Raw genomic sequence first — 12,635 nt, forward strand, 5'->3', positions numbered from 1 at the left:
ACCGCCGTGCGGTGGTGACGGATACTGTCCGGGATCCGGAGCAGCCGCTCCCGGCCACCCCCCGAGCGAGAGGGCACTAGCAGCGTGTTCAGGCCGAAGAGGTCCCGTGGGGCCCGCAGCGCGGCACGGATGGTCACCGCCGCGATGGCAGCGGTGATCGCCGCGAGCCTGGCGGGCTGTAGCAGCACCGGCGGCAAGCGTGCCGAGGAGGAGCGGAACCGGGCGGCGTCCGGCAAGGCGAACGTCGACACCCCGCGCTGGAAGGTGGCGATGGTCACCCACTCCGGGGACGGCGACAGCTACTGGGACATCGTGCAGCGCGGGGCCAAGCAGGCCGCGGCCAAGGACAACATCGAGTTCCTGTACTCGCACGACAAGGAGGCCGGCCGGCAGGCCCAGCTCGTGCAGACCGCGATAGACCAGAAGGTCGACGGGCTGATCGTGACGCTCGCCAAGCCCGAGGCGATGAAGGGCGTGGTGCGCAAGGCCGTGAAGGCCGGTATCCCCGTCATCACCATCAACTCCGGGCAGGACGTGTCGAAGTCCTACGGGGCGCTCAGCCACATCGGCCAGGACGAGGTCCTCGCGGGCGAGGCGGTCGGCGAGGAGCTGAACAAGCGGGGTCGTAAGAAGGCGGTCTGCCTGCTGCACGAGCAGGGCAACGTCGGCCACGAGGAGCGCTGCCGGGGCGTCAAGAAGACCTTCGACGGCACGGTGGACAACCTCTACGCGGACGGCACCAACATGCCCGGCGTCGAGTCCACGCTGGAGGCCAAGCTCCAGTCGGACAAGAAGGTGGACACGGTGCTCACGCTGGGGGCGCCGTTCGCGCCCACCGCCGTGCAGGCCGCCGAGGGGGCGGGCAGCGACGCCGAGGTCAGCACCTTCGACCTCAGCGACAAGGTCGCCCAGAGCCTCGCGGACGGCAGCGTCGGGTTCGCCGTCGACCAGCAGCCCTACCTCCAGGGGTACCAGGCCGTCGACCTGATGTGGCTGCACCGCTACAACGGCAACATGCTCGGTGGCGGTCAGCCGGTGCTCACCGGACCGGAGATCGTGACGAAGGACGACGCCGAGGCGCTCCAGAAGTACACCAAGCGGGGTACCAGGTGACCGGCGGCGAACGCGGCGGCGGCCCGGCGGCGGCCACCGAGGAGGACGGCGCCCCCGAACGGGGGGCCCCGGAGGCGGACGCGGACCGGGCGGCGCTGGAGCGCCGTTCGCTGCCGCGCCGGCTGCTGAGCCGCCCCGAGCTGGGCGCCGTCATCGGGGCCGTCGCGCTCTTCGTCTTCTTCGCGCTGGTGGCCGACAGCTTCCTGCGCGCGGGCAGCGTCTCGACGGTGCTGTACGCCTCGTCCACCATCGGGATCATGGCGGTGCCGGTGGCGCTGCTGATGATCGGCGGCGAGTTCGACCTGTCGACCGGCGTGATGGTGACCACCTCGGCGCTGGTCTCCTCGATGTTCAGCTACCAGATGACGGCCAACGTCTGGGTGGGCGCCGGGGTGTCGTTGCTGGTCACGCTGGCGATCGGCTTCTTCAACGGGGTCATGCTCGTCCGTACCGGTCTCCCCAGCTTCATCATCACGCTGGGCACCTTCCTGATGCTGACCGGACTGAACCTCGGCCTCACCAAGATGATCAGCGGCACGGTCTCCACCAAGACCATCGCGGACATGGAGGGCTTCCCCTCCGCCCGCGCGGTGTTCGCCTCCGAGCTGACCCTCGGCAACGTCGGCCTCCAGATCACCGTCCTGTGGTGGCTGGGCCTGGTGGCGCTGGCCACCTGGATCCTGCTGCGCACCCGGGTGGGCAACTGGATCTTCGCGGTGGGCGGCGGCGCCGAGTCGGCGCGGGCGGTCGGCGTCCCGGTGGCGCGGACCAAGGTCGGCCTCTACATGGGAGTCGCGCTGGCCGCCTGGATCTCCGGGCAGCACCTGCTGTTCAACTACGACGTCGTCCAGTCCGGCGAGGGCGTCGGGAACGAGCTGATCTACATCGCGGCGGCCGTCATCGGCGGCTGCCTGCTGACCGGCGGCTACGGCTCGGCGGTCGGCGCCGCGGTCGGGGCGTTCATCTTCGGCATGGCCAACAAGGGCATCGTCTTCGCCCAGTGGAACCCGGACTGGTTCAAGTTCTTCCTGGGCGCGATGCTGCTGCTGGCCACGCTGCTGAACGCCTGGATCCGCAAACGGGCGGAGGCCAGCCGATGAGCGGGGGAGACGACGCGACGATGAGCACCGAGTCCCAGCGGGCCGCCGACAGCCCGGAACCGCTGGTCGAGCTGGCGGGCGTCGGCAAGTACTACGGCAACGTCCGGGCGCTGGACGAGGTGTCGCTGCGGGTGCTGCCCGGCCGGATCAGCTGTGTGCTGGGCGACAACGGCGCGGGCAAGTCCACCCTGATCAAGATCATCGCCGGGCTGCACCGGCACGACGCCGGAACCCTCCGCGTCGACGGGGAGGAGACCGGGTTCAGCAGCCCGCGGCAGGCGCTGGACCAGGGCATCGCCACCGTCTACCAGGACCTGGCCGTCGTCCCGCTGATGCCGGTGTGGCGGAACTTCTTCCTGGGCTCGGAGGCAGAGGTCACCAAGGGCCGCGGCCCCCTGCGGAGGCTGGACGCGGCCCGGATGCGCGAGACCACGCACCGCGCGCTGCTCGGCATGGGCATCGACCTGCGGGACGTCGACCAGCCGATCGGCACGCTCTCCGGCGGCGAGCGGCAGTGTGTGGCGATCGCCCGGGCCATCCACTTCGGCGCCCGGGTCCTGGTGCTGGACGAGCCGACCGCGGCGCTCGGTGTCAAGCAGTCCGGTGTGGTGCTGAAGTACGTGGCCGCCGCCCGGGACGCCGGGCTGGGCGTGGTGCTGATCACGCACAACCCGCACCACGCCTACCTGGTGGGTGACCACTTCGTGCTGCTCAAGCGCGGCGCGATGGCGGGCAGCCACGCCAGGGCGGACATCACCCTGGAGGAGCTGACCCGGGAGATGGCGGGCGGCAGCGAGCTGGAACAGCTGAGCCACGAGCTGACCGGCTCCGGCGACTGAGCCACGGGCGTGCCCGGCCCCGCCCTCCCGGGGCCCGCGCCCGTGCGGTGGGAGGGCGCCGGGAGCCCCGTGGCGGGCCGGAACGGGTGTGAACCCGGAGGCGCGCCCTCCCCCCGCGGTGAGGCACAATCGACGCGATGACCACCTACCGAGACCGGGCCGAGCGCGCAGAACGGGGGGACCGGCGAGAACGCGCCGAACGGGTCTCCATGCGCCGCACCGCCCCGAGCCCGAGTGTGCTGCGTACGGTGAGCACCCGCGAGCGCCGCTCGCACCTCTCCGCTCCCCGTGTCCCCACCGTCGGCATCGACATCGGCGGTACGAAGGTGATGGCCGGCGTCGTCGACGCGGACGGCGGCATCCTGGAGCAGGTGCGCACCGAGACCCCGGAGAAGTCGAAGAGCCCCCGGGTCGTCGAGGACACCATCACCGAGCTGGTACTCGACCTCTCCGACCGGCACGATGTGCACGCCGTCGGTATCGGCGCCGCCGGCTGGGTGGACGCCGACCGCTCCCGGGTGTTGTTCGCGCCCCATCTCGCCTGGCGGGACGAGCCGTTGAAGGACGCGCTCACCGCCCGCCTCGCCGTCCCCGTCATGGTCGACAACGACGCCAACACCGCCGCCTGGGGCGAGTGGCGCTTCGGCGCGGGCCGTGGCGAGGACCACCTGCTGATGATCACCCTCGGGACCGGTATCGGCGGCGCGATCCTGGAGGAGGGCCGCGTCAAACGCGGCAAGTACGGCGTCGCCGGCGAGTTCGGCCATATGCAGGTGGTGCCCGGCGGACACCGCTGCCCCTGCGGCAACCGCGGCTGCTGGGAGCAGTACAGCTCCGGGAACGCGCTGGTCCGCGAGGCCCGGGAGCTGGCCGTCGCCGAGTCCCCGGTGGCCTACGGAATCACCGATCGGGTCGACGGCCGCGTCGCGGACATCACCGGCCCGCTCATCACCGAGCTGGCCCGGGGCGGCGACGCGATGTGCACCGAGCTGCTCCAGGACATCGGGCAGTGGCTCGGTGTCGGCCTCGCCAACCTCGCCGCCGCGCTCGACCCGTCCTGCTTCGTGATCGGCGGTGGCGTCAGCGCCGCCGACGAGCTGCTGATCGACCCCGCCCGGGACGCCTTCCGCCGCCATCTGACCGGCCGGGGCTACCGCCCGGAGGCCCGCATCGCCAAGGCCCAACTCGGCCCCGAGGCGGGCATGGTGGGCGCCGCGGACCTCGCGCGGCTGGTGGCGCGCCGCTTCCGGCGGGCCAACCGCCGCAGGCTGGAGCGGTACGAGCGGTACGAACGGGCCGCCGACAACCTGCGCCGGGCGGTGGGTCAGTGACGGCGGTTCCGCCCCCGTCCGGGAGTTCCCCCGCCTCCGGTGGCGGACCGGGGGAGCGCCCTCCGCACCGCCCCCGCCACCGCTGGCTGACGCTGCTCATCGTCGTGCTGCTCATCGCGGTGCCCGCCGGGTACATCGTCAAGTCCGGCTTCGACAGCCGGGAGAGCGGCAAGGACAAGGAGCGCGGCGCCTCGGCCACCGGCCTGATCTACGACATGCCCTCCAAGGTGCTGCGCCGGATCTACACCGTCCCGGTCCCCCCGAACGCCTCCCGCGTCGCCTACTACGAGACCAACTCGTGGCAGACCAGCTCGCTGTACGTGCAGTTCCGCACCAGCGACAAGCGGCTCGCGGAGTTCCTCACGGAGGTCGGCACGGACGTCTCCGCCCTGAAGAAGGGCGAGGTCACCATCACCACGCGGCAGGCCGACGAGGTTGGCTGGAAGCTGCGGGAACAGGGCCACACCTACGCGGGCACGGTGGAGCGCCGGCCGAAGAGCGAGCCCGATCTGGCCATCACCGTGGACACCACGTACGAGGGCAGACCCCGCGTGCACGTCGTGTCGACCACGGAGTTCTGACCGCCGGACGACCCCGGCGCCGCACCCCTCACCGCCGCGCCCGCGCCCGTGTCCCGCCGTGCCCGACCCGGACCCCGCCCGGTTCGGCCCGTTCTCTCGGTGTTCCGCCGCGCCGGGCCCGCGTGGGGGCCGGGGTGGTGGTGCGGGGTACCCCGGGGGAGGCCCGGGCCTGCCGCCACGGATGGGGGCCGAAGGCTGGGGCGAAGGCGCTCGGGGCACCCGCTGGGCGTGATCAAGCCAAGGCTCGGTACCGTGCGGGGGTGAGCGATACGGCAACCTCCCAGCCCTACAAGACGTTGCAGCACCGCGCCGAAGGCCCCGAGGACGCCCCCGTGCTCGTCCTGGGGCCAGCGCTCGGCTCCACATGGCACATGTGGGACCGTCAGATACCCGAACTCACCCGCCACTGGCGGGTGTTGAGGTTCGACCTGCCCGGCCACGGCGGCTCCCCGGCACACCCGGCGGACTCGGTGGACACCCTGGCCGAGCGGCTGCTGGCCACGCTCGACACCCTCGGCGTCGGCCGGTTCGGCTACGCGGGTTGCTCGCTCGGCGCCGCCGTCGGGGTGCGCCTGGCCCTCGCCGCGCCGGAGCGGGTCTCCTCGCTCGCGCTGGTCTCCTCCTCGCCCCGGTACGGCACCCCGGACTCCTGGCGGCAGCGCGGCGTCATCGTACGGACCAACGGGCTGGACACCATCGCGCGGCAGACGCCCGAGCGCTGGTTCACCTCGGACTTCACGCAGGCGCAGCCCGCGATCGTGGAGTGGGGGGTACAGATGGTGCGCACCACCGACCCGGGCTGCTACATCGCCCTCTGTGAGGCCCTCGCCTCCTTCGACGTCACCGGCTCGCTGGGCCGGATCGGGGTCCCCACCCTGGTCGTGACCGGCTCGGAGGACGAGGCCACCCCGCCGTCCGACGCCCGCGCCATGGTGGCCGGGGTGCCGGACGCGCGGCTGGCGATCGTGCCGGGCGCGGCGCACCTGACCCCGGTGGAGCAGCCGGGTGCCGTCACCGACCTGCTGATCCGGCACTTCACCACCACCTGGCGGGAGTCCTCCGCCGGGCCGCCGCCCCCCGCTCCCGTCATCGCCCCCGTCCCGCCCCAGGCTGCCGCCGTGGCGGAGCTGGAGTCGGGCAGGGGCGCCGGGGCCGGGCAGGACGCGTACGCCGCCGGGCTGAAGACGCGGCGCGAGGTGCTGGGCGACGCGCACGTCGACCGGGCCCTCGCCGGGGCCGACGACTTCACCGGCGAGTTCCAGGACTTCGTCACCCGCTACGCCTGGGGCGGGGTCTGGACCCGCCCGGGTATCGACCGCCGCACCCGCTCGGTGGCCACCCTCACCGCGCTCACCGCCCGGGGCCACCTCGACGAGCTGGCCTTCCACACCCGCGCCGCGCTCCGCAACGGGCTGACCCCGGCCGAGATACGGGAGGTACTGCTGCACACGGCGGTGTACTGCGGGGTGCCCGCGGCCAACGCGGCGTTCGCCGTCACGCAGCGGGTGATCCAGGAGGAGACGACCCCCGAGGAGTAGCAGAATGGCGCCCATGGAACCGAGCACCCCGGCCGCCCCCGGGCGGGAGCCGAGCAGCCCGATCCGGCTGACGAAGCAGGGCCACGCCTCCGTCCGGCTGGAGAAGGACGGGCGCGCGCTGGTCATCGACCCCGGCGGGTTCAGCGAGCAGGAGGCGGCGCTCGGCGCCGACGCGCTGCTCGTCACCCACGAGCACGCGGACCACTTCGACGAACTGCGGCTGCGCGCCGCGATGGAGGCCAACCCGGCCGCCGAGATCTGGACGCCGCGCAGCGTCGCGGAGCAGCTGTCCGGCGCCTTCCCCGGCCGGGTGCACACGGTGGGGGACGGCGACCTCTTCCGGGCCGCCGGGTTCGACGTGGAGGTCCACGGCGAACTGCACGCCGTCATCCACCCCGACATCCCCCGCGTCACCAACGTCGGGTTCCGGGTCGACGGCTCGGTCTTCCACCCGGGTGACGCGCTGACCGTCCCGGCCGCCCCGGTCGAGACGCTGCTGCTGCCCCTGCACGCGCCGTGGAGCAAACTCTCGGAGGTGCTGGACTACGTCCGCGAGGTGCGCCCGCTCCGCGCCTACGACGTGCACGACGGGCTCCTCGCGGAGCAGGGGCTCGCCGTCTACGAGCGGCTGCTGGGGCCGGGCGGGCCCGGCACGGCCGGTGCCGGGCACGAGCGTCTGGCCCCCGGCGAGAGTGTCACCCTCACGCGGTAGGTTCGCCCCATGCGTATCGCCACCTGGAACGTCAACTCCGTCACCGCCCGGCTGCCGCGGCTCCTCGCCTGGCTGGAATCGGCCCAGCCGGACGTGGTCTGCCTACAGGAACTCAAGGTCTCGGCGGCGGCGTTCCCCACCGAGCCGCTTCGCGAGCTGGGGTACGAGGCGGTGGTCAACGCCGACGGGCGGTGGAACGGCGTGGCGGTCATCTCCCGGGTGGGCCTGGCCGACCCGGCCTCCGAACTCCCGGGCGCCCCGGCGTACGACGGCTCGCGCGAGGCCCGCGCCGCCGCCGCCACCTGCGGCGGCGTGCGGGTCTGGTCGGTGTACGTCCCCAACGGCCGGGAGGTCGGGCACCCGCACTACGCCTACAAGCTGGAGTGGCTCGCCGCGCTGCGCGAGCAGGCCGTCCGGGAGGCACCCGGCGCGCTGCCCTTCGCGGTGCTCGGCGACTTCAACATCGCCCCCACCGACACGGATGTCTGGGACATCTCGCTCTTCGCGGACTCCACCCACGTCACGGAGCCCGAGCGGGCCGCGCTCGCCGCGCTCCGCGAGGCCGGGCTCGACGACGTCCACCCCCGTCCGCTCAAGTACGACGTCCCGTTCACCTACTGGGACTACCGGCAACTCTGCTTCCCGAAGAACAGGGGCATGCGCATCGACCTGGCCTATGGGAACGAGCCCTTCCGCTCCGCCGTGTCCGACGCGTACGTCGACCGGGAGGAGCGGAAGGGCAAGGGCGCCTCGGACCACGCGCCGCTCGTCCTCGACCTCAGGCTCTGAGCCCCCGCGCGGGCCGCGCTTCGCGAACCCGCGGGCGCTAGCCGGTCAGCTTCCGCAGCTCCACCGACTCCCCGAGGGCGCGCAGCCCCGCGTCGCCCGGATGCAGGTGGTCACCGCTGTCGTAGGCGGGCAGTATCCGCTCCGGCCGCTCCGGGTCGCGCACCACCGCGTCGAAGTCGAGGGTGGCGTCGAAGACCCCGCCGTGCGAGCGGACGAACGCGTTCACCGTCTGGCGGCCCCGCTCCACGGCGGCGGTGCAGTCCTTGTAGCCGCCGCAGGGCACGATCGTCGCGCCGACCACCCGGATCCCGCGCGCCCGCGCCCGCTCGGCGATCGCCCGCATCCCCGAGATGACCTCCTCCGCCGTGGTGCCGGAGCGCAGGTCGTTGACGCCCTCGAAGAGCACCACGGTGCGCACCCCGGTCTGGGCCAGCACGTCCCGCTCCAGCCGGTGCTGGGCGCTGACGCCGCCGGTGTCGGTGCTGACGCCGTCGCCGGGGTAGCGGTCGGTGACCACGCGGTTGGCGGAGATGCCGTGGTTGAGCACCCCGTACCGCGGCACCCCGGGCCCGCCCTCGCCGGACAGCAGACGGCGCGCCAGCACGTTGGGCCAGCGCCGGTTGGCGTTCTCGGTGGACTTCACGCCGTCGGTGATCGAGTCGCCGAGCGTGACGACGGAGCCGGGGCCGCCCGCCACATCCACCCCGGTGAGGAAGGGCCACATGCTGAGCGTGCGGGTGTAGGCGGCGGCTCCGGGGTCGGCGCTGCGGTCGCCGCTGCCGCCCTCGCTGAGGTACGAACGCTGTATCGCCTCGCTGTGTACCGGCGCCGCCTGGACGGGGTCCGGCAGGTGGAAGCTGACCAGCAGGTTGCTGTCCGGCGGCACGGTGAAGTTCACCGGGTCGCTGACGGCGCGCGTCCCGGCGGCGATCCGCGTGCCGCTCCGGCCGCCGTCGAAGGTCAGCCGGACGGGTTCGCCGCGCGCCTCGGCACCCTCCCGCTGCACGGCGACGGTGGCGCCGCCGATCCGCAGGGCGGTGCTGGCGAAGGTGTTCTCCAGCCGGATCCGTGTCCGGTCGCCGCCCGTCGAGCTGTGCACCACCAGCCGCAGCGTCTGGTCCCGCCACATGCCGACGCCGGTGTACCCGGCGGGGCTGGCCGACCAGCTGCCGGTCCAGGCGCGCTGGGCCGCGCGCACCGCGAGGTCGAAGACGTGCAGGTCGGCGGAGGCACCCGGATCGCTGGGCAGGGTGACCGAACGCACCTCCCTGGCACGGTCGATCGGCACGGTGACGGCGTACAGCCGGGCGCGCTGCGTCAGCTGCCCGTCCCGCGCGGTGTTGATGTGCGGCAGGGCGACCGCCTTGTCGGCGAGCGAGCCGCCGCGCCAGTCGCCGGCGCCCAGTGTGTAGCGGCCGCTCGACCCGTCGCGGTAGTGCACGGTGCCGCTTCCGCGCACCTCGGGTCCGGCGCCCTCGGGGGAGGTCGCGGCGACGAGCAGGGAGAGGGAGTCGCCGGACCCGCGCACCGCGACCCGCTGGCCGTCGGCGCGGACGTTGTCCGGCTGCCCGGGGCGCCGGTCGGGCCAGCGCAGCGGGGCGGCGTCCAGGTCCAGCCGCTGCCCCGGCCGCCATCCGGCTGCGTGGAGATCCTGTGCGGAGAGGGAGTTGCCCGCTCCGTCGAAGTCGGCCCGGCCGGGCTTCCCGTCGTCGCTGACGGCCCGGTTGTCGAAGAGCCGCTCCAGGGGGAGCGGCTCGGGGGTGGCCGGGGCGGGGGCGGCGTCCCGCGCGGCGGCCGTGGCCGGGGCTCCCGCCAGGGCCACCACCACCGCGAGGGGGATGCTCCACATACGTCTGTGCACTGTGGCTGCCTCTCGTGTCTGCGCCAACTTGCCGGACAGTGCCCCGCATTCGATCGGGGCCCGGTGAAAGTAGGGAGGCGCTGACGCGTCGTCAAGGTATCGAGCGGGGCAACCGCGGGCTCAGCGCGCCTATGGTGCCCCGGCGTCCGCGGATGCCAGTCTGAACGGTATGGACATCCCTTTCCTGGACACCTGGCGCAAGCGTCGCGAAAGCGTCGTGGGGGACGGGGAGCCGGGGGCGGAACCGGGCGGTCCGGCCGGGGCCGAGCAGCTGCTCTCCGAGTGCGAACTGCTCCGCGAGCGGGCGGGGGTGGCCGGGGTCCGGCTGGACGACACCCCGGAGTCGCTCGCGGCGCTGGACCAACTGCTGCCGGACTGGCGGGACGACCCCGAGGTGGCGCCCTGGCTGGGTACCGACGCCGGGCTCTACCTCGGCACGGTCCTGGTGCGCACGGTCCCCGGGGCCTCCTGGCGGCTGCGGGAGAAGCCGCTGGTGCGGCTGGCCTCCGGGCGTGAGCTGGACGTGCTGGAGGCGGGCGCCACCTGGGCCGCGACCGGCACTCCCGAGCTGTCCCAGCTCTACGGAGAGGCCAGCGAGGGCTGAACTCCGCCGCGGCCCGCGGCGCTCCGGCGGTCCCCGGGCGCCCGGGAGCGGCCGCGGTGGTGGGTGGGGCGGCGCGCGCGGGTGGGACACCCCCCGCCTCGGGAGGGGCGGCGCCCGACGCCGGTCCCCCGGTCCGCCCGGACCTCCCCTCCCCGTGCCGTCCGTTGCCCCAACAGCTGGGTGCGCCGGGGGAGTTGGCCTGGCAGGACGGTTCGGGTTCCCGGAGCGTTCCGGACCCTTCCGCGCGCGGTGACCGTGGGCGTGGGGCGCCGGGGGCGCGCGGGGCCATGGACGGTCCGCGCGGTGCCCGCGGCTGCGTGTCGTCCGACGGTCCGAAGGATTATCCCGATAGTTTCCCGTTTCTATGGAATCGCTGATCGAGCTGCGCGGCGTCAACAAGCACTACGGGAAGCTGCATGTGCTCCGGGACGTGCATCTGACCGTCGGACGCGGCGAGGTGGTCGTGGTCATCGGCCCCTCGGGCTCGGGCAAGTCGACGCTGTGCCGGACCATCAACCGCCTGGAGGCGATCGAGTCCGGGCGGATCACCCTCGCCGGACAGCCCCTCCCGGAGGAGGGGCGGGAGCTGGCCAGACTCCGCGCCGAGGTGGGCATGGTCTTCCAGGGCTTCAACCTCTTCGCCCACAAGACGGTGCTCGCCAACGTGATGCTCGCGCCGCTGAAGGTACGGAGGAAGAAGAAGCCGGAGGCCGAACGACGGGCCCGGGAACTCCTCGGCCGGGTGGGTCTCTCCGACCAGGCGGACAAGTACCCGGCGCAGCTGTCGGGTGGTCAGCAGCAGCGGGTCGCGATCGCCCGCGCGCTGGCGATGGACCCGCAGGCGCTGCTGTTCGACGAGCCGACCTCCGCGCTCGACCCCGAGATGATCAGCGAGGTGCTGGAGGTCATGCAGCAGCTGGCGCGGGACGGCATGACGATGGTGGTCGTCACGCACGAGATGGGCTTCGCGCGCTCCGCGGCCAACCGGGTGGTCTTCATGGCCGACGGCCAGATCGTGGAGGACCGCACCCCGGAGGAGTTCTTCACGGCGCCGGAGAGCGAGCGCGCCCGGGACTTCCTGTCCAAGATCCTCAAGCACTGAGAGGGCGAGCCGTGCGATCGCGCCGTACCCGAACCCCCGCCGTCCGCCCCGCTCCCTCCGCCCCCCGGACGATCCGCACTTCCCGGACGCTCCGCGCGTCCCGGACGACCCCGATCCCCCGGTCCCGCCGCACCGGATGGCGCCGTCTCCTGTGCGGCGTCCTCCTCGTCGCCGCCGCGGCCGGTTGCGGGGCCCAGGGCAGTCCCCCCGCCCGGGGACCGAGTCCGAAGGAGCCGCCCCGGTACGCGGTGGACACCGGGTTCACCCTGCCCTCCTCGCCCACCTGGAAGCGGGCGAGGGAGCGGGGGCGGCTGGTGGTCGGCACCAAGGAGGACCAGCCGGGCATGGCGGAGATGAACCCGGCGACCCGCGTCTACTCCGGGTTCGACGTGGAGATCGCCAGGATGCTCGCCGCCTCCCTCGGGTTCGACCCCGAGCGGCAGGTCACCTATCGGGCGATCGCCTCCGCGAACCGGGAGACCGCCCTCCAGAACGGGCAGATCGACCTGTACGTCGGCACGTACACCATCAACGACGGGCGCCGGAAGCTCGTTGGCTTCGCCGGTCCCTACTACCTGGCGGGCCAGAAACTCCTGGTCCGCGCCGACGAGAAGCGCATCACCGGTCCGGAGACGATGGCGGGCCGCAAGGTCTGCTCGGCGGTCGGCTCCACCCCGTTGCAGAACATCCAGGCCAAGTACCCCGCGGTGCGGGCCGTCGCCTACGACAGCTACGCGATCTGCGTCGACAACCTGCTCAACGGCCAGGTAGACGCCGTCACCACGGACGACACCATCCTGCTCGGCTACGCCTCGAAGGTGCCGGACGAACTCAAGGTCGTGGGGCGGCCGTTCTCCGAGGAGCCGTACGGCGTCGGGGTGCCCCGGCCGGACCGCGCCCTGTCCCGGGCGCTCACCGACGCGCTCGCCGAGCGGCAGCGGAACGGTGACTGGAAGCGGGCCTACGACGCCACGCTCGGGCTGTCCGGAACCCCCGCGCCCAAACCCCCGCCCCTGGACCGCTCGCTCGCGCGCTGAGCGCGGACCCGCGAGCCCCCGGCGGGCG

At 73.3% G+C, this 12,635-nt stretch carries 12 protein-coding genes; 11 read left to right on the forward strand and 1 reads right to left on the reverse strand.

Features of this window, described 5'->3' with window-relative positions; all coding sequences use genetic code 11:
- Nucleotides 1-129: 129 nt before the first annotated feature.
- From E0L36_RS14840 to E0L36_RS14875, 8 genes are all read left to right on the forward strand, one after another.
- Complete coding sequence (locus tag E0L36_RS14840) at nt 130-1,113, forward strand: sugar ABC transporter substrate-binding protein (RefSeq protein ID WP_180930017.1); 984 nt, start codon at nt 130-132, stop codon at nt 1,111-1,113.
- 95 nt (nt 1,114-1,208) lie between these two features.
- Nucleotides 1,209-2,213 (forward strand): ABC transporter permease, encoded by a 1,005-nt coding sequence (locus E0L36_RS14845; protein ID WP_180930018.1) that lies wholly within the window; start codon nt 1,209-1,211, stop codon nt 2,211-2,213.
- Nucleotides 2,214-2,233: 20 nt separating this feature from the next.
- On the forward strand, nt 2,234-3,052 hold the full coding sequence (locus E0L36_RS14850; RefSeq protein ID WP_180930019.1) for an ATP-binding cassette domain-containing protein: 819 nt from the start codon (nt 2,234-2,236) through the stop codon (nt 3,050-3,052).
- Nucleotides 3,053-3,189: 137 nt separating this feature from the next.
- Nucleotides 3,190-4,383: an ROK family glucokinase gene (locus E0L36_RS14855; protein WP_374705537.1), complete on the forward strand. Its 1,194-nt coding sequence runs from the start codon at nt 3,190-3,192 to the stop codon at nt 4,381-4,383.
- The gene (locus E0L36_RS14860; protein WP_180929493.1) at nt 4,380-4,964 is read left to right on the forward strand and encodes a hypothetical protein; all 585 of its coding nucleotides are present in this window, start codon (nt 4,380-4,382) and stop codon (nt 4,962-4,964) included. Before E0L36_RS14855 ends, E0L36_RS14860 begins: the two co-directional genes overlap by 4 nt.
- A 260-nt stretch (nt 4,965-5,224) precedes the next feature.
- Complete coding sequence (pcaC, locus tag E0L36_RS14865; protein ID WP_180929494.1) at nt 5,225-6,502, forward strand: 4-carboxymuconolactone decarboxylase; 1,278 nt, start codon at nt 5,225-5,227, stop codon at nt 6,500-6,502.
- Between the two features lie 13 nt (nt 6,503-6,515).
- Nucleotides 6,516-7,214, forward strand: coding sequence for an MBL fold metallo-hydrolase (locus tag E0L36_RS14870; protein ID WP_180929495.1), 699 nt, complete (start codon nt 6,516-6,518; stop codon nt 7,212-7,214).
- Between the two features lie 9 nt (nt 7,215-7,223).
- The gene (locus tag E0L36_RS14875; protein WP_180929496.1) at nt 7,224-8,003 is read left to right on the forward strand and encodes an exodeoxyribonuclease III; all 780 of its coding nucleotides are present in this window, start codon (nt 7,224-7,226) and stop codon (nt 8,001-8,003) included.
- Between the two features lie 37 nt (nt 8,004-8,040).
- On the opposite strand, the gene E0L36_RS14880 is transcribed toward E0L36_RS14875, so the two are convergent.
- The gene (locus E0L36_RS14880; protein ID WP_180929497.1) at nt 8,041-9,852 is read right to left on the reverse strand and encodes an SGNH/GDSL hydrolase family protein; all 1,812 of its coding nucleotides are present in this window, start codon (nt 9,850-9,852) and stop codon (nt 8,041-8,043) included.
- Between the two features lie 181 nt (nt 9,853-10,033).
- Here E0L36_RS14880 and E0L36_RS14885 point away from each other — a divergent pair, with 181 nt between their 5' ends.
- The 3 genes from E0L36_RS14885 to E0L36_RS14895 all read left to right on the forward strand — a co-directional run bounded on the left by E0L36_RS14885 (nt 10,034) and on the right by E0L36_RS14895 (nt 12,607).
- Nucleotides 10,034-10,468, forward strand: a complete 435-nt coding sequence (locus tag E0L36_RS14885) for a DUF6278 family protein (protein WP_180929498.1) — start codon at nt 10,034-10,036, stop codon at nt 10,466-10,468.
- Nucleotides 10,469-10,832: 364 nt separating this feature from the next.
- The gene (locus E0L36_RS14890) at nt 10,833-11,570 is read left to right on the forward strand and encodes an amino acid ABC transporter ATP-binding protein (protein ID WP_180929499.1); all 738 of its coding nucleotides are present in this window, start codon (nt 10,833-10,835) and stop codon (nt 11,568-11,570) included.
- A gap of 113 nt (nt 11,571-11,683) precedes the next feature.
- Nucleotides 11,684-12,607: a glutamate ABC transporter substrate-binding protein gene (locus E0L36_RS14895; RefSeq protein ID WP_374705550.1), complete on the forward strand. Its 924-nt coding sequence runs from the start codon at nt 11,684-11,686 to the stop codon at nt 12,605-12,607.
- Nucleotides 12,608-12,635: the final 28 nt, after the last annotated feature.

The organism is Streptomyces sp. AJS327 (assembly GCF_013450295.1).
In the GTDB taxonomy this organism is placed as follows: Bacteria; Actinomycetota; Actinomycetes; order Streptomycetales; family Streptomycetaceae; genus Streptomyces.